The organism is Acinetobacter sp. V115_6, from assembly GCF_031799025.1.
In the GTDB taxonomy this organism is placed as follows: Bacteria; Pseudomonadota; Gammaproteobacteria; order Pseudomonadales; family Moraxellaceae; genus Acinetobacter; species Acinetobacter pittii.
On the sequence record NZ_JAVQNO010000018.1, the window covers coordinates 60,981 to 76,929 of the forward strand.

A 15,949-nucleotide genomic window follows, 5' to 3' on the forward strand; every position below is an offset into this window, starting at 1 on the left:
TCTACAACAACTCCAATCTATCTAGCATTTTTTAAAAGGCAGTTTGCATATTAAAACTACAAAATTCTCGTTTTTTCATAAGTAAGCCTTAATATCTGAATAACTCTCTAGTAAGAACAGCTTAACGGTGTATGCCATACAATTACATTTAACCTGTTAAACATAACAGTATTTTATTGGCAATAATTTATGTTATTTATCCATTGAACCCCAATTCAAGTCACTTGAACAGGTAGCATGGTCACCATCCCCCCTCATTTCTCAATATCAGCAGATGGTTTTATTCGACTGAATGAAAACCAGCTTATGAACTATCCACTCCAACATCTCATATCTATTGTTGAATCAACACAAATTGAAGATTCTCAAATTCTCTATTATGGTTTTACTGAATGGGCAACATCACTGCCCCCAGCTTTAAGTACGGGATGGGATTGGGAATTTATTGAGTACAATGGCATCACGAGTATAAAAAGAATTGGACTGCCTCGAAGCAATATTATGCTTGTTGATGTATCTGGTACAGATATTGGATTTGAAGTTACTGAAACACTAATTGAAAAGAAAATCGATACTTTGTTCTGGGAACAGTTCATTTATGCCCAAATCAATACAACCCAAACAATGGCTAAATTAACTCCATATTTCTCTTAGAAACCTGTAAATTCTTACAGTTACCGCTTCCCCACCTGTTAAGTAAAGTCACTTGAAAAATAAGTGGAAGCACTTGTAATGAATGTTATTGCTGGATTTCAAAATAATTTTTCAGAAGGCCTATATACTAAATTTAAAAATTACCGCTATAGGGTATTTGTTGAATATTTAGGTTGGGAGTTGAACTGTCCTAATAATGAAGAACTAGATCAGTTTGACAAAATCGATACCGCCTATGTCGTCGCTCAAGATAGAGAATCTAATATTATTGGTTGTGCCAGATTACTACCGACTACTCAACCTTATTTACTTGGTGAGATATTTCCTCAATTACTTAATGGAATGCCTATTCCTTGCTCACCAGAAATTTGGGAGTTATCAAGATTCTCAGCCGTAGATTTCTCGAATCCGCCATCTTCAGCTAGTCAAGCTGTGTCATCGCCCGTCTCTATTGCAATTCTGCAAGAATCTATCAACTTCGCAAGAGAACAAGGCGCAAAACAACTCATTACCACCTCTCCTCTGGGGGTAGAGCGGTTATTACGTGCTGCGGGTTTTCGTGCTCATCGTGCAGGCCCACCCATGGTTATTGATGGCTATGCGATGTTTGCATGCTTGATTGATATTTAATTTCTTATTTGGGACTCATACCTATTTTTGCATGAGTCCCAATTTTTATATAGTCAGGTAGCAATACGATTAAGAAACATGAATACCTATTAATCAATTTTGGTTTTTAAATTTAAATTCGACTTTTTATAATAAGCTTCATCCGTTTTAGCACTCCAATCACGCGGCATAAATGACGTCGATATAATTGCGACTACAGCCATACTTCCAATATAAAACATAATTAGATATGGATTACCCTGCCCGATACTCAACAATTTAGTAGCAATCATCGGTGCCAAACCACCACCTAATACGCCAGCTAACTGTACCGAAATCGAGATTCCACTATAACGAATTTCCGCTGGAAATTGACGTGCAAAAAGCTGAGCTTGCGGCGCATACATAATTGGGAACACAACACCAATCGCTAAAACAATTGCTGTCCAAACTAATACAGGATCTTTTGTGTTGAGCATGGTAAAGAATGGATAGCAGTAAAGCGCCAATATGCATAGACCAAACATAAACATATTGCGTTGGCCGACTTTATCCGAAAAATGTCCACATAACGGCGTCATAAATAAAATGACGGCTGCGCCGCAAATGGTGGCAAATAAAATGTCTTGGCGTGGAATTCCAAGTTGTGCAGTGGTATAAGCCAATGTAAATGTTGAGGCAATATAAAACCATGCATTCTCAGCTGCGCGAGCCAAAATAATGGTGATGAGTTGCTTTGGATGGTTTTTAAAAACCTGTAAAGCAGGAACTTTGACTTCTTCAGACTGTTGTTTTACTTTTTCAAAATCTGGTGACTCAGGCACTTTTACACGAATATACCAACCTACTGCCAGTAAAATAATGCTGGCAAGAAATGGTAAACGCCAACCCCAGCTAAACAGTGCTTCTTCAGGTAATAACGACACCAGACCCAACGCGATTGAGGCAAGCATTAATCCACCACCTGTACTGGCTTGAGGCAAGCTTCCCCAGAATCCTTTACCGCCTTCTGGTGCATGTTCAACGGCCATGAGCACAGCACCACCCCATTCACCGCCCATTGCCATACCTTGAATGAATCGCAAGACAACCAAACCAATCGCAGCCCAATATCCAATTGATTCATAAGTCGGTAATAAGCCAATCAGTACGGTTGGGATCCCCATGAGCATCAAGGTCAGTAGCAACATCGATTTACGACCAATCTTGTCACCAAAATGACCAAAGACTAAGCCGCCTAATGGCCTTCCAATAAACCCTACGGCATAGGTGGCAAATGCAGCAAGCACGCCCGTAAGTGCATCTAGATTTGGGAAAAATAGCTTATTAAAAATGAGCGCTGCCGCCGCACCGTAAATAAAAAAGTCATACCACTCAATGGTGGTGCCGACCATGCTAGAGATGCCTGCTAATCGATGTGACGACTTTTTAGTATTTGAACCGTTTCCATGTATTGATTGCATCGTAATATCCTTTTTAGATTTTCTTGTTTTATCTTTTTTATGCTTATGACCAGCCCTGACCATAAGCATTTTCAGGTCTCGCTTTATCTCCTTAAGCTTTTTATGTTTTTGTAATTCGGTTTAGCTCAATTTTTCTAAAATTGGCTCAAATTTCGAATTACGTTCTTGCCACTGTGGTTGTTTGTCTTTATCGACAATGAGAGCGCGGACACCTTCAATAAAGTCACCATGCTCAAACCAGATATCTTGTAAATCACGTTCAAGCTGCATGCACTGAGGTAAAGAGAGCCCTCGACCTAAATGTTGTAGTTTTAAACTGGTTTGTTTAGCAATAAATGAGCGCTGCTGCAAAATGCTGAGCATCTTACTTGCCCAAGTTTTTAAGCTTTCATCTTTTTCATTTTCAAGACTTTGCTCGATTTCATCTAAATGCTGATATCCAAAGTGTTTACGAATACCTTCAGCCAATTGTTTTAATTCGCTTTCGGCAGGGCGAGTAATAAATCGGGTAATGATGCGTTCAATTCCCTCTTTGCTTAAACTTGGCGCTTCAACGAGAGCATCTTGCAACGCTTGTAACTGCTCGCTTGGCACATGGTAGTCAATTAAATCGAGGTAAAGCGCATCGCTACTGCTGATCTGTTCACCCGTAATTGCCATATAAACGCCAATATCATCAAGGCGAGACAGAAAGTGTGTTGCACCCACATCTGGGAAAAAACCAATCGCTGTTTCAGGCATGGCAAATCTGGACTTTTCGCTGCTCACCACAATGTGACAAGCCTGAGCCAAGCCAAAACCGCCACCTAATACATAGCCATCAAGCACAACAATGATTGGCTTTTCATATTCACGCAGTATATTTAGCATTTTATATTCGGCACTAAAGTAGCCTTTGTAATCGGCCGTGCCATTTTTATAACTGTCATAGAGATAGCGGATATCTCCACCTGCGCAGAAGGCTTTTGGACTATTTGACTTAATTAACACTGCCTGAACAGCAACATCATTTCGCCACAGTTCCAATTGGGCACCAATACTTTTAATCATATCTAGCGACAATGCATTGAGATGAGTCACACGGTCTAAGGTAATAATGCCCAACTTACCTTGTTGCTCAATCATTAAGTGATTTTCTGTATTCATTTTATTGATCTCTTATTGATTTTTAAAATTTGCCTTTCGTTTTTCAACAAAAGCCTGCATGCCTTCTTTTTGGTCAAATGTTGCAAATATTGAATGGAACATGCGTCTTTCAAAACGTAAGCCTTCGGTTAGGTTTACCTCAAAAGCGCGGTTAATGGTTTCTTTAAGCATCATGTTTGCAGTTAAAGAGCGTGCTGCAATTTTTTCAGCGGCTTGTACGGTTTGTTCAAGTAATTCTTCTTTAGTAAACACACGTGCAACTAAACCACTTTGTTCTGCTTCTACAGCGTCCATTTGACGAGCGGTAAGGCACATTTCCATTGCTTTGGCTTTACCAATCGCATGGGTTAAGCGTTGTGTGCCACCAATACCCGGAATCACACCTAAAGTGACTTCGGGTAAACCAAACTTGGCGTTATCAGCACAATAAATAAAATCACACATCAGCGCTAACTCACAGCCACCACCCAATGCATAGCCACTCACCGCTGCAATTAGAGGTTTACGGCGCTGCGCAATACGGTCTGCAAGATGAAAAAAATCATCTAAATAAATATCAGGGAATGCCAAATCAGCCATTTCTTTAATATCGGCACCTGCGGCAAAAGCCTTTTCAGAACCTGCCAATACGATGCAACCAATTTCGCGGTCTTTTTCGAGCTGATCTAATGCCTGATTAATTTCACTAATTAATTCGCTGTTTAAAGCATTGAGCGCTTGAGGGCGATTTAATGTAATCAGTCCAACCCCATTACGCTTTTCTAATAAAATACTTTGCCACTGCATTATTTATTCCTTGTTCTGGTTTTATAGACTACGTGCAATCACTAAACGTTGGATATCACTCGTGCCTTCGTAAATTTGGCAGATACGGGCATCACGATAGATACGTTCAATTGGGAAGTCTCTGAGATAACCATAGCCACCAAACACTTGTAAGGCGCTCGAACACACGCGCTCCGTCATTTCCGAAGCAAATAACTTGGCCATTGAAGCTTCATTGAGACATGGTTGCCCCGCTTCTTTTAAACGCGCAGCGTAGTGAACCAGTTGTCTCGCTGCTTCAATTTCAGTTGCCATGCTGGCAAGGCGAAACGCGATGGTTTGATGCTCAAAAATTGGTTTTCCAAAAGTAATGCGCTCTTTGGCATAGCGAGTCGCTTCTTCGAGCGCCGCACGTGCTAGACCGACTGCTTGTGCAGCAATACCAATACGCCCACCTTCTAAATTGGCGAGAGCAATTTTCAGGCCTTCGCCTTCTTTACCCAGCATTAAGCTTTTATGGATACGTACATCTGTCAGCGCAATTTGGCAGGTATCCGACGCATGCAGACCTAGTTTTTCTTCAACACGAATCACTTCATAGCCTGGAGTTTCGCGTGGAACTAAAAAGGCACTAATGCCCTTTTTACCTGCGCTCGGATCGGTCACGGCAAACACAATAATGACACCAGCATTATCACCAGAGGTAATAAACTGCTTGGCACCATTTAAGATGTAATCGTCACCATCTTTCACTGCTCGGGTTTTTATGGCTCCCGCATCTGATCCAGTATGTGGTTCAGTTAAAGCAAAAGCGCCGATCATTTCACCTTGCGCCAGAGGTTTTAAAAAGCGCTCTTTTTGCTCGTCGGTACCAAACTTTAAAATAGGCACACAACCAACCGAGTTATGTACACTCATGATGGTTGAAGTTGCACCATCTGCCGCCGCAACTTCTTCGAGTGCCAGTACATAGGCTAAGTTACCCGTGTCTGAACCGCCCCATTGCTCTGAAACAAGCATACCCATAAAACCGAGTTGCCCCATTTGAGTCAGAGTTTCTTTTGGGAAAGTTCCGTCTCGGTCCCAATCGCTAGCATTAGGCTTAATTTGTTCTTGGGCGAAACTTTTCGCCATATCACGAATGAGTAATTGTTCTTCGGTAAATTGCATTATTATTTCCTTTACCCTGCTTTAGCTTGTTGTTTAGCAATTTCTTGATTACGCAATAAAAAGCGCTGAATTTTACCACTTGGAGTTTTAGGTAATTCACTCACAAATTCAACTAAACGTGGGTATGCATGTGCAGAAAGCCGTTTTTTTACAAATTGACTGAGTTGTTCAGCAAGCGTATCGGAAGGTTGAGCATCCGCAGCTAAAATTACGAAGGCCTTAACCACTTCGGTACGGTCCGGATCAGGCACACCAATCACTGCTGCTTCAATTACAGCATCGTGTTCGAGTAGTGCGCTTTCTACATCGAAAGGCCCAATACGATAGCCCGATGTAGTGATTACATCATCACTACGACCAACAAAGCTCATGCTGCCATCGGCATGAAGCTCGGCAGTGTCGCCAGTTAAATAGTAGTGACCCACGAAAGGCGATTTTCGGCTTTCTTTATAGCCGCCGAACCACATCATTGGAGACTGGCTAATGTCGACTGCTAAAATTCCTGGGGTGTCCGCTGGAAGCTCTTCACCTTGTTCATTGACAATCGCAACACGGTAGCCCGGGCTTGGGAAACCTGCTGAACCTGCATGAATTTCATGTTTTAAACCATGATGATTACACACCACCATACCCACTTCAGTTTGTCCGTAATGGTCATAAATCGGAGCATCAAGCACTTGTTTAAACCAGCGTATTACTTCTGGATTCAGCGGTTCACCGGCACTGCTCACTACACGGAACTGCCCTTTTAAAGGCGCCATTTGTGCTGGATCAGCCGCCATCATCATACGGTAAGCGGTTGGTGCACCTGCCAAGTTGTTAACTTTATAATCTTTCACAATTTGGCATAGGCTATCTGTGCTGAAACCACCTTCATAGAACAAAGTAGCGTGACCCAAGAATAACGGCCCAGTAATCGCATAGTACAGACCATACGCCCAACCCGGATCGGCAATATTCCAGAATGAATCTTCTTCGGTTAAACCAATAGCATCTTGCATATATCGACCAAAGGCAATTAGTGCTTTTAATGGCACTTCCAATGGTTTAGCTGGCCCTGTAGTGCCTGAAGTAAACATGAGCAAGAAAGGATCTTGGATGCTACGCATGACCAAATCACATTGATCTGACTGCTGCTTCACTTCATTCCAAAAGTTAAAATCGCCTGCTTTAAGCGGAGTACCTTGTGCGTCGGCGACAGTCACAATTGCAGGGCACTTTTCAATTTCATCAAGCTTGCTACGGTTGCCCATATCGGTCACCACCAGCTTACTTTGTGCAAGCTGAATACGGTGCTCAATCGCTTTTGGGCCAAATGCAGTAAATAGTGGTTGATAGACAGCACCAATTCGCCAAGCTGCAAAAATAGTCACGATCAATTCAGGTGTTCTTGGTAATAGACCTGAAATACGGTCGCCTGCTTTTACCCCTTGTGATTTTAGAAAGTTGGCAAATTGACTCGACCACTCTTTTAATTCACGGAAGGTATATTGCTCTTTTCGCCCGTCTTTTCCTTGCCAATACAGCGCAATTTTGTCGCCATCTACGTGTCGATCACAGCATTCATAACAAGCATTTAAGGCATCAAGTGAACCTGATAACATCTGTTTTGCAGTGCTTTCCAAATCGAAAGTCTGTGCAGCATTTTGATAATCCATCATATCTTTTCCCTCAGTCCGGATTTGTTGTTATTCACGACAGGGTTTAATGTGTTTAAAGCCATCCTTTGGCTTTACCGTTATGCCTCTTGTGGCAGGTATTGCTGAATAATGCTCGAAAAATCGAGATTGGCATTACCGCGCATGCACATTTGCTGATACAACTGTTGCACCATGCCACCTAATACAACGGGCTGTTTGACTTGGCCTGCCGCTTCGACAGCGAGTCCTAAATCTTTTAGCATCAGCTGAGTTGCAAAGCCGTCTTGGTAACCTCGAGATGCTGGCGCATTTTCATTAATATGTGGCCATGGGTTACACACATCCGAGCTCCAGCAACGACCGCTTGAGGTGTTAATGACGCCTGCCAATGCTTGTGGGTCGATGCCCAGCTTTACACCGAGTGCCATACCTTCGGCAACAGCAGCCATTGAAATACCTAAAATCAGGTTGTTGCAGATTTTGGCAATTTGACCTGCGCCGACATCACCACAATGAACAATATTTTTGCCCATGTGGCTAAGCACAGGTTTTACTTCGTTAAAGGTTTGATCATCGGCACCCACCATAAAGGTTAAGGTTCCTGCTTGAGCACCAATGGTTCCACCAGAGACGGGTGCATCACAGATTTTAATATTTTTACTATGCGCAATAGCAGCAATGTCTTTAATGGTTTGTGGGTCAATGGTACTGCTATCAATGCATAAGCTACCTGCTTTTAGTACTTCTAAAACACCATTTTCACCCAAGTAAACTTCTTTAACATGCTTGGCCGCAGGCAACATGCTAATGACCACATCAGCTTGTTTTGCTGCTGCCTGCGGGCTGTCGCAGACCACACCACCTGCCTCGGCAAAGTGCTGAATAGCAACGTCACTGAGGTCATAACCATAAACTTTGATTCCGGCTTTTAGTAGGTTATGGGCCATTCTGCCGCCCATATTGCCTAGACCGATAAAGGCGATATTCATCCGTGATCCCCTTAACGTAAACTAATGGTTGTATTTACACCGCCAACTTCATGGCTATCTTCAAACCAGCGACTGGTAATGGTTTTAGTTTGGGTATAGAACTGCACAGCCTGTTTGCCGTATGGTCCCAAATCGCCGAGTTTTGAACCTCTTGAACCCGTAAAACTAAAGAAAGGCACTGGCACAGGAATTGGAATATTGATACCAACTTGACCAATATCAATTAAGTTTTGGAAAGTACGTGCAATCGCACCGCTTTGTGTAAATAGACCTACCCCGTTACCAAATGGGTTGGCGTTGATAAGCGCAATGGCTTCATCAAGTGTGTCTACACAAATAATTGAAAGAACTGGACCAAAGATTTCTTCTTTATAAATACGCATGTCGGTATTTACGCCACTAAAAATCGTCGCGCCGACAAAGTTACCCGCTTCATAGCCTTGTACTTGAACATCACGACCATCGAGTAGCAACTCTGCACCTTGCTCAACACCGCTATTAATTAAGTCTAGCACTCGCGCTTTAGCACGTTTTGAAATGACAGGGCCAATATCAGTATTTGGCTCATGGCCTGCGTTTACTTTTAAGGTTTTCGCTTTTTCGACTAACTCTTGAATCCATTGTTTGCTGTCACCCACCATCACTGCAACCGACAATGCCATACAACGTTGCCCTGCTGCACCAAACGCTGCGCCGACTAGAGCATTTAAGGTTTGTTCTTTATTGGCATCAGGCATGACCACAACATGGTTTTTTGCACCCATCATCGACTGGACGCGTTTACCATGTTGCCCTGCAAGGTTATAAACATGTGTTCCAACTGCAGTTGAACCTACAAATGAAATCGCTTTAATGTCTTTATGTGTGCACAAACGGTCAACCACTTCTTTGCCACCATGCACAACGTTAAGTACACCCGCTGGAACACCTGCTTGAATCGCAAGCTCAACCAGCATCATGGTTGATAACGGATCTTGTTCTGATGGTTTTAAAACAAATGTATTGCCACACACGATTGCCATTGGGAACATCCAAAGTGGAATCATGGCAGGGAAGTTAAACGGCGTAATACCCGCACAGACACCCAAAGGTTGCTGCAAGGTATACGTGTCTACACCACGCGCAACACCTTCAACATATTCACCCATTTGCAAAGTGCCGATCGAACAAGCATGTTCAACAACTTCTAAACCACGTTGAATATCACCTTCTGCATCTGCCAAGGTTTTGCCTTGTTCAGCCGTTAGTACTTGCGCAATTTCTTTCATGTTGGCACGGATTAAGTCTTGTAACTTAAGCATGATGCGCATACGTGCCTGAATTGGAGTCTGACGCCAAGAAGCAAAAGCATCTTGTGCAGCTTGAATAGCAGCGTCAACTTCTTTAACCGTTGCAAATGGTACGCGACCAATCACTTCCTGATTCGCAGGATTAACAATGTCTTGCCATTCCTGTGTTTCAGATTCGATAAAATTTCCGTTAATGAGTAATTTAGCGGTTTCCAATTCGATTTTTTGGATTGTGTTCATAACCTCTCCGTAGGCCATATTTTTATTGTGTTCAATTATTAGAAAATACTTATCTATGTATTTTCTTTATTCCAGTTTCAATTGAGACTAGCAAAGAAAACTTTGACCACCAACGGAAATTCATGCACGATTGTTGTGCAAATATGCACAAGGATGACAACAAAAATGAAAGTGGATTGGGATCATCTACATTTTTTTCTGGTTTTAGCACGCACTAAAACTTTGACCAATGCTGCGCGGATTATTGGTGTTGAGCACAGTACAGTGGCTAGACGGATTCAGGCCCTAGAACTTGCCTTGGGTACAACGCTGTTTAAGCGTGAAGCGACAGGTTATGAGCTAACACTCGAAGGGATGGCACTGGTTCCTCGAGTTGAGCAAATGGAACAAGCTTTCTTACAAATTGAAAAACCACACCAACCTTTGCAAGGTCGTGTGCGAATTGGCACACCTGAAGGTTTTGGTACTGCTTTTTTAGCTCGGTTATTGGCTGAGTTCTCGATTCAATATCCACTGCTCACCATCGACCTAATTCCAGTGCCAAAAATGATTAAGCTTTCACACCGTGAGGCAGATATTGTTGTGTCAATTGATCGTCCTACGTCTGGCCCTTACATCATTACGCGATTATCAGATTATTGTTTAAAAATTTATGGTAGCAAAAACTATCTGACTCAAAACCCGCCTATCCGTACCTTAGAAGATTTAACCCAACATCGCTTTGTGAACTATATTGATGATCTGGTGTATAGCCCTGAGTTGTATTGTCTAGAACGTTTACCTTTAAAGCTGAATGCTAACTTCCGTAGCAGCAGTATTTTGGCCCAACAAATTGCGGTGAGTGCTGGTGCAGGACTTGCGATTTTACCCAAGTTTTTGGCAGATGATAAACCAGAACTTGAAGAGGTGTTAGAGCAACAAGTTCGCTTTACCCACACGTTTTGGATGCTGACCTTTGTTGATTTACAACATGAACCGCGCATTAAATTGGTTTGGGATTATCTACGGAAACAAGCCGATAAATATCAGCATTTGTTGGTTGATTAAAAAACCTAAATAAAAAAGCCAATCTTGATAGATTGGCTTTTTTGAAATTATGAATAATTAATCAAAAGTTTCTTGACCTAGTTTTTTCATGCGTGGTTTATAAAACACATGATAACTAACGCCTAAAACAACTAGCCACAATGGACTCACGTATACAGCTTTTAATGTATCTGGCTCGAGTGCCAAAATCACTAAAGTAAACAAGAAGAATGCAATGACAACATACGCCATTAACACGCCACCTGGCATTTTAAAGGTCGATTTAGCATGTAACTCCGGACTTAACTTACGGTAACGTAAATAGCATGCCATGATCAGAAGCCATACACTAATAAAGAGAATCACACAGAGTGAACTTGCCAAAGTAAATGCTTCCATCGTGTTTGGAACAAAGTACTGAAGCACTGCCCCACCCATAATGAAAATACATGAGAAGATTAAACCATTTGAAGGTACGGCACGTTTTGATAAACGCCCCAATGCACTCGGTGCCTGTCCATCTTTCGATAAACCGAACAGCATACGACTGGTTGAAAATACACCGCTGTTCATTGAAGACATCACCGAAGACAGTACAACCAAGTTCATGATGATGGCTGAAATCGGAATACCCGCATTTAAGAACAACTCAACAAATGGGCTCTTATCTGCACGGATATGATCCCAAGGTGTCACTGACATAACGATAAAGAGCGACAAAACATAGAACAGGATAATACGTAATGGAATAGCATTAATCGCTTTTGGCAGATTCGTTTGTGGATCTTTCGTTTCAGCAGCCGTTGTACCAATCAATTCAACGCCAATGAAGGCAAACACGGCAATCTGAAAACCTGCCAAAAATCCACTTACACCTTTTGGAAATATGCCGCCATGAGACCACACGTTACTTACACTCACAACCTCACCATGCGGAGCTTGGAAATGAGTAAAAATCATGTAGCCACCTACTCCGATTAGGCCAATAATGGCTAAAATCTTAATGAGTGCGAACCAAAATTCAACTTCACCAAATAGCTTAACGGTAAGAAGGTTAAGCCCTAAAATGAATAGTACACAGCCTGAACTAATCATGGCTTGTTGCATGGGTGAGAAACTGGCACCTTCGGGCAGCCAGAAACTTAAATAGTTAATGACCGCAGACAAATCAGCAATACCGACCAGTACCCAGCCTAACCAATAAGTCCAGCCTATATAATAGCCAGCCCATGGTCCGATCAAATCATAAGCCATATCGACAAATGATTTGTAATGTAAGTTGGCAAGCAGTAGTTCACCCAATGCACGCATCAGAAAAAAGAACATGCCACCAATTATCATGTAGATAACGAGGATTGAAGGACCTGCGAGGGAGATGGTTTTGCCCGAGCCCATAAATAAGCCGGTTCCAATTGCACCGCCAATTGCAATCATTTGTAGATGGCGATTATTTAATTTCCGTTGTAAATGATCAGGGGAGCTTGCCTCATCAGAATGATGAACCATTGTCATATTAGAAGTCCTTTTTATATTTTGCTTAACTTAAATCAGCAACCTATAGGGAGAAAAACGAACCGTATATCGTGGGTTGCTGAGTCTATACCTCAGGACAAGATGTTCAAGTATATTTTTTCCTTAATTGATAAATCGTTTGTCCTGATTTTTTTAAGTCACATTATTTATGTACTGCCTTCACGGCAATTTTAATTAATCAATCTGGGGTTCCAGATTAGCCGAAGTGTAGCATGTGATCCTGCTATATGTACTTTTCCAATACCCTCCAAACTGCTCTATTGATCCAAAAATAAACAATATTATTCCGATAAAAAATCTAATAAAAATAAAAAAAGCCAATCATGTTTGATTGGCTTTTTAATAAAACTTAATGATCGTTGACGAGTTCACGTCCTAGTTTTTTCATACGTGGTTTATAGAGCACATGATAGGTAACACCTAAAATGACCAGCCATACTGGACTGACGTATAAAGCTTTCAATGTATCTGGCTCTAATGCCAAGATGACTAAAGTGAAAAGCATGAATGCCAAAACAACATAACTCATCCAAACACCACCTGGCATTTTGAATGTTGATTTTTCATGTAATTCAGGACGTAATTTACGGTAGCGTAAATAGCACACCATGATGAGACTCCAGACACTAATGAATAGAATCACACAGAGTGAACTTGCCAAAGTAAATGCTTCCATTGTGTTTGGAACAAAGTACTGAAGTACCGCCCCGCCCATGATAAAGGTACAAGAGAAAATCAAACCATTTGAAGGAACTGCACGTTTTGATAAACGACCAAATGCACCCGGTGCCTGACCATCTTTTGATAATCCAAACAACATACGACTGGTTGAAAACACGCCGCTGTTCATTGAAGACATCACCGAAGATAGCACCACCAAGTTCATGATGATTGCAGAAACTGGAATACCCGCATTTAAGAACAACTCAACAAACGGACTTTTGTCTGCACGAATGTGATCCCAAGGGGTTACTGACATCACAATAAATAGTGCCAACACATAGAACAAAATAATACGTACCGGAATCGCATTAATCGCTTTCGGTAAGTTCTTCTGCGGGTCTTTGGTTTCAGCAGCCGTTGTACCTACAAGTTCAACCCCGACAAAAGCAAATACAGCAATTTGGAATCCTGCCAAGAAGCCTTCTGTACCTTTCGGGAATAAACCACCATGTGACCAAACATTACTGATGCTTGCGACAGCGCCTTGCGGAGCTTGGAAATGGCTGAAAATCATGTAGCCGCCCACTCCGATAAGGCCAATAATCGCCAAGATCTTAATGAGAGCAAACCAGAATTCGATTTCACCAAATAGGCGTACTGTTAAGAGGTTAAGGCCCATCACAAACAACACACAGCCTGCACTAATCATGGCTTGCTGTATTGGTGAGAAACTTGCACCATCGGGTAGCCAGAAACTCAAATAGTTAATGACCGCTGAAAGGTCCGCAATACCCACCAGCACCCAACCTAACCAATAAGTCCAGCCCAAATAATAACCAGCCCAAGGACCAATCAGGTCATGAGCCATATCAACAAAAGATTTATAATGCAGATTTGCAAGGAGCAACTCGCCCATTGCACGCATTAAGAAAAAGAACATTCCTCCAATAATCATATAGATCAAAAGGATTGAAGGACCTGCGAGGGAGATAGTTTTGCCCGAACCCATAAATAGGCCGGTTCCAATTGCACCGCCAATAGCAATCAGTTGTAAATGACGGTTAGACAGTTTTCGTTGCAGATGATCAGGAGAATTTTCCGTATCTGAATGACGAGCCGTTGTCATATTAAAATTCCTTTTTGAATTCCTTTGTTAAGATCAGCAACCTACGGCGAAAATTGAACCGTATGCCATAGGTCACTGAATCTGTTCACCAAAAATGACTGGTTAAACCGTATCTATCTTCCTTCTGTTAGATACATCATCATTTTTGGAGTAAAAACGAATTACTTTTGTGCTGCCGTCACGGCAATTTCAATTAACCAATCTGGATTGACCAAATCGGCCTGAATTGTGGCACGCGATGGAGCAACACACCCTTTTAACCAGTCAACCCAAATTGCATTTACGGTTGAAAAGTCAGAAAGATTTTTCAAATAGAGCTGTGCAGAGAGCAAACGAGATTTATCTGTATTGGCTAACGCCAAAAGTTCATCAATCGTTGCAAGAATTTCACGAGTTTGGCCTGCCACATCTTGCTCGGTATTTTTAGGCACCTGACCTGACAGATAAACCACTTTGTTAAAAACAGTCACGGCACTCATGACTTCGTTAGTATTGATCTTTTGTATATCTGAATTTGACATTCGGATTTCCTTATACCTGATTAATAAATTGAACACGGGCGGTGACAGCACACATCAGTTCATAACCCACCGTACCGGAAGAAACTGCGACATCATCAATAGGCAAAACAACACCTGTACTTGATTGGCCCCAGAGCACGACTTCACTGCCGACTTTTGCACTCTCAATACCCGTTAAATCGACTGCCAACATATCCATGCTGACGCGGCCAATTGTGCGAGTTCGGACTGAGTCCACTAAAACTGGAGTACCTGTTGGTGAAATACGTTGATAACCATCGGCATAGCCACAAGCAACAATTCCAATCGTCATCAGTTGCTCTGCGACAAAGTTTGAGCCATAACCCACGCTTTCATTCGGCTCTAAATGCTGAACGGAAATAATTTCACTGCGTAAGCTCATGGTCGGTTGTAAGCCCCAATCCGCAATACTATGCGTTGGGTAGTCTGGCGAGCTGCCATAAAGCATGATGCCACTACGGGCATAATCTGATTTGAGCTGATCTTGATAGCGCAGAATTGCCGCACTATTGCTTACCGATCTTTCACCCGGTAAATCCTTCACAATTTCTTCAAAGGCAGTAATTTGATAATCAATACCTTGCTGGCCGAAACGCTCGCCATCTGCATCTGAAAAATGCATCATGTGCGTAATCTTGAACACATTCGCCAAGTTGTTTAAACGTTCCCAAGCCTGAACATAATGCTGTGGTTTAAAACCAAGACGGTTCATACCGCTGTTCATTTTCAAAAAAACATCAAATTGGGCCGCATAAGGATGCTTTTCAACCCACTCAATTTGCGCTTCACTATGAATGGTGAAACTGAGTTGATATTGCACACAATCAAATAAATCTTGAGGAGAGAAAATTCCTTCGAGCAATAAAATTGGACCTATCCAACCTAAAGCACGAATGCGTTTTGCTTCATCAAGATCAAGTAAGGCAAAGCCATCTGCTGCTTTAAACGCTTCATAAACACGTTCAATTCCGTGTCCATAAGCATTGGCTTTTACAACAGCAAAGACCTTACTGTTTGGCATAGCCTTGCGTACCACCGCCAAGTTATTTTGTAAGGCTTGACGGTGGATGACTGCGGTAATAGGACGAGGCATG

Annotated in this window: 14 protein-coding genes; 3 read left to right on the forward strand and 11 right to left on the reverse strand. The window is 42.1% G+C overall.

The window, feature by feature from the left end:
• The first annotated feature begins 237 nt into the window (after positions 1–237).
• Together RMA94_RS06215 and abaI are read left to right on the forward strand one after the other, a co-directional pair.
• Positions 238–654, forward strand: a complete 417-nt coding sequence (locus RMA94_RS06215) for a DUF4902 domain-containing protein (protein ID WP_311082243.1) — start codon at positions 238–240, stop codon at positions 652–654.
• 63 nt (positions 655–717) lie between these two features.
• Positions 718–1,284, forward strand: coding sequence for an acyl-homoserine-lactone synthase AbaI (gene abaI / locus RMA94_RS06220; RefSeq protein WP_311082245.1), 567 nt, complete (start codon positions 718–720; stop codon positions 1,282–1,284).
• An 89-nt stretch (positions 1,285–1,373) separates the two neighbouring features.
• Here the strand turns inward: abaI and RMA94_RS06225 are convergent, their stop codons facing one another.
• The 7 genes from RMA94_RS06225 to RMA94_RS06255 all read right to left on the reverse strand — a co-directional run bounded on the left by RMA94_RS06225 (position 1,374) and on the right by RMA94_RS06255 (position 9,965).
• Positions 1,374–2,726 carry an MFS transporter gene (locus RMA94_RS06225; RefSeq protein WP_311082247.1) on the reverse strand — a complete coding sequence of 451 codons (1,353 nt, stop codon included), beginning with the start codon at positions 2,724–2,726 and terminating at the stop codon, positions 1,374–1,376.
• 120 nt (positions 2,727–2,846) lie between these two features.
• Complete coding sequence (locus tag RMA94_RS06230; protein ID WP_311082249.1) at positions 2,847–3,872, reverse strand: enoyl-CoA hydratase/isomerase family protein; 1,026 nt, start codon at positions 3,870–3,872, stop codon at positions 2,847–2,849.
• 12 nt (positions 3,873–3,884) lie between these two features.
• Positions 3,885–4,658, reverse strand: a complete 774-nt coding sequence (locus RMA94_RS06235) for an enoyl-CoA hydratase (protein WP_199978275.1) — start codon at positions 4,656–4,658, stop codon at positions 3,885–3,887.
• Between the two features lie 21 nt (positions 4,659–4,679).
• Positions 4,680–5,807, reverse strand: coding sequence for an acyl-CoA dehydrogenase family protein (locus tag RMA94_RS06240; RefSeq protein ID WP_001160774.1), 1,128 nt, complete (start codon positions 5,805–5,807; stop codon positions 4,680–4,682).
• Between the two features lie 11 nt (positions 5,808–5,818).
• On the reverse strand, positions 5,819–7,468 hold the full coding sequence (locus RMA94_RS06245) for an AMP-binding protein (protein ID WP_311082252.1): 1,650 nt from the start codon (positions 7,466–7,468) through the stop codon (positions 5,819–5,821).
• Between the two features lie 77 nt (positions 7,469–7,545).
• Complete coding sequence (mmsB, locus tag RMA94_RS06250) at positions 7,546–8,436, reverse strand: 3-hydroxyisobutyrate dehydrogenase (RefSeq protein WP_311082255.1); 891 nt, start codon at positions 8,434–8,436, stop codon at positions 7,546–7,548.
• An 11-nt stretch (positions 8,437–8,447) separates the two neighbouring features.
• The gene (locus tag RMA94_RS06255) at positions 8,448–9,965 is read right to left on the reverse strand and encodes a CoA-acylating methylmalonate-semialdehyde dehydrogenase (RefSeq protein ID WP_202724738.1); all 1,518 of its coding nucleotides are present in this window, start codon (positions 9,963–9,965) and stop codon (positions 8,448–8,450) included.
• A 165-nt stretch (positions 9,966–10,130) separates the two neighbouring features.
• Here RMA94_RS06255 and RMA94_RS06260 point away from each other — a divergent pair, with 165 nt between their 5' ends.
• On the forward strand, positions 10,131–11,012 hold the full coding sequence (locus tag RMA94_RS06260) for a LysR family transcriptional regulator (protein ID WP_151302948.1): 882 nt from the start codon (positions 10,131–10,133) through the stop codon (positions 11,010–11,012).
• A gap of 57 nt (positions 11,013–11,069) precedes the next feature.
• Here RMA94_RS06260 and RMA94_RS06265 read toward each other — a convergent pair whose 3' ends face one another.
• From RMA94_RS06265 to alr, 4 genes are all read right to left on the reverse strand, one after another.
• Positions 11,070–12,503, reverse strand: a complete 1,434-nt coding sequence (locus RMA94_RS06265) for an amino acid permease (RefSeq protein WP_044425014.1) — start codon at positions 12,501–12,503, stop codon at positions 11,070–11,072.
• A 370-nt stretch (positions 12,504–12,873) separates the two neighbouring features.
• Positions 12,874–14,313: an amino acid permease gene (locus tag RMA94_RS06270; RefSeq protein ID WP_014208093.1), complete on the reverse strand. Its 1,440-nt coding sequence runs from the start codon at positions 14,311–14,313 to the stop codon at positions 12,874–12,876.
• A 161-nt stretch (positions 14,314–14,474) separates the two neighbouring features.
• Positions 14,475–14,834 (reverse strand): RidA family protein, encoded by a 360-nt coding sequence (locus RMA94_RS06275; protein ID WP_000071347.1) that lies wholly within the window; start codon positions 14,832–14,834, stop codon positions 14,475–14,477.
• 10 nt (positions 14,835–14,844) lie between these two features.
• Positions 14,845–15,948 carry an alanine racemase gene (gene alr, locus RMA94_RS06280; RefSeq protein WP_311082259.1) on the reverse strand — a complete coding sequence of 368 codons (1,104 nt, stop codon included), beginning with the start codon at positions 15,946–15,948 and terminating at the stop codon, positions 14,845–14,847.
• Between the last annotated feature and the right edge of the window lies 1 nt (position 15,949).

Bases quoted from the DNA above. Each gene is read 5' to 3' on its own strand.
- RMA94_RS06235 (WP_199978275.1), bottom strand. From the start codon at position 4,658: ATGCAGTGGCAAAGTATTTTATTAGAAAAGCGTAATGGGGTTGGACTG.
- RMA94_RS06240 (WP_001160774.1), bottom strand. From the start codon at position 5,807: ATGCAATTTACCGAAGAACAATTACTCATTCGTGATATGGCGAAAAGT.
- RMA94_RS06275 (WP_000071347.1), bottom strand. From the start codon at position 14,834: ATGTCAAATTCAGATATACAAAAGATCAATACTAACGAAGTCATGAGT.
- RMA94_RS06245 (WP_311082252.1), bottom strand. From the start codon at position 7,468: ATGATGGATTATCAAAATGCTGCACAGACTTTCGATTTGGAAAGCACT.
- alr (WP_311082259.1), bottom strand. From the start codon at position 15,948: ATGCCTCGTCCTATTACCGCAGTCATCCACCGTCAAGCCTTACAAAAT.
- RMA94_RS06215 (WP_311082243.1), top strand. From the start codon at position 238: ATGGTCACCATCCCCCCTCATTTCTCAATATCAGCAGATGGTTTTATT.
- RMA94_RS06255 (WP_202724738.1), bottom strand. From the start codon at position 9,965: ATGAACACAATCCAAAAAATCGAATTGGAAACCGCTAAATTACTCATT.
- RMA94_RS06265 (WP_044425014.1), bottom strand. From the start codon at position 12,503: ATGACAATGGTTCATCATTCTGATGAGGCAAGCTCCCCTGATCATTTA.
- RMA94_RS06260 (WP_151302948.1), top strand. From the start codon at position 10,131: ATGAAAGTGGATTGGGATCATCTACATTTTTTTCTGGTTTTAGCACGC.
- RMA94_RS06230 (WP_311082249.1), bottom strand. From the start codon at position 3,872: ATGAATACAGAAAATCACTTAATGATTGAGCAACAAGGTAAGTTGGGC.
- RMA94_RS06270 (WP_014208093.1), bottom strand. From the start codon at position 14,313: ATGACAACGGCTCGTCATTCAGATACGGAAAATTCTCCTGATCATCTG.
- RMA94_RS06225 (WP_311082247.1), bottom strand. From the start codon at position 2,726: ATGCAATCAATACATGGAAACGGTTCAAATACTAAAAAGTCGTCACAT.
- mmsB (WP_311082255.1), bottom strand. From the start codon at position 8,436: ATGAATATCGCCTTTATCGGTCTAGGCAATATGGGCGGCAGAATGGCC.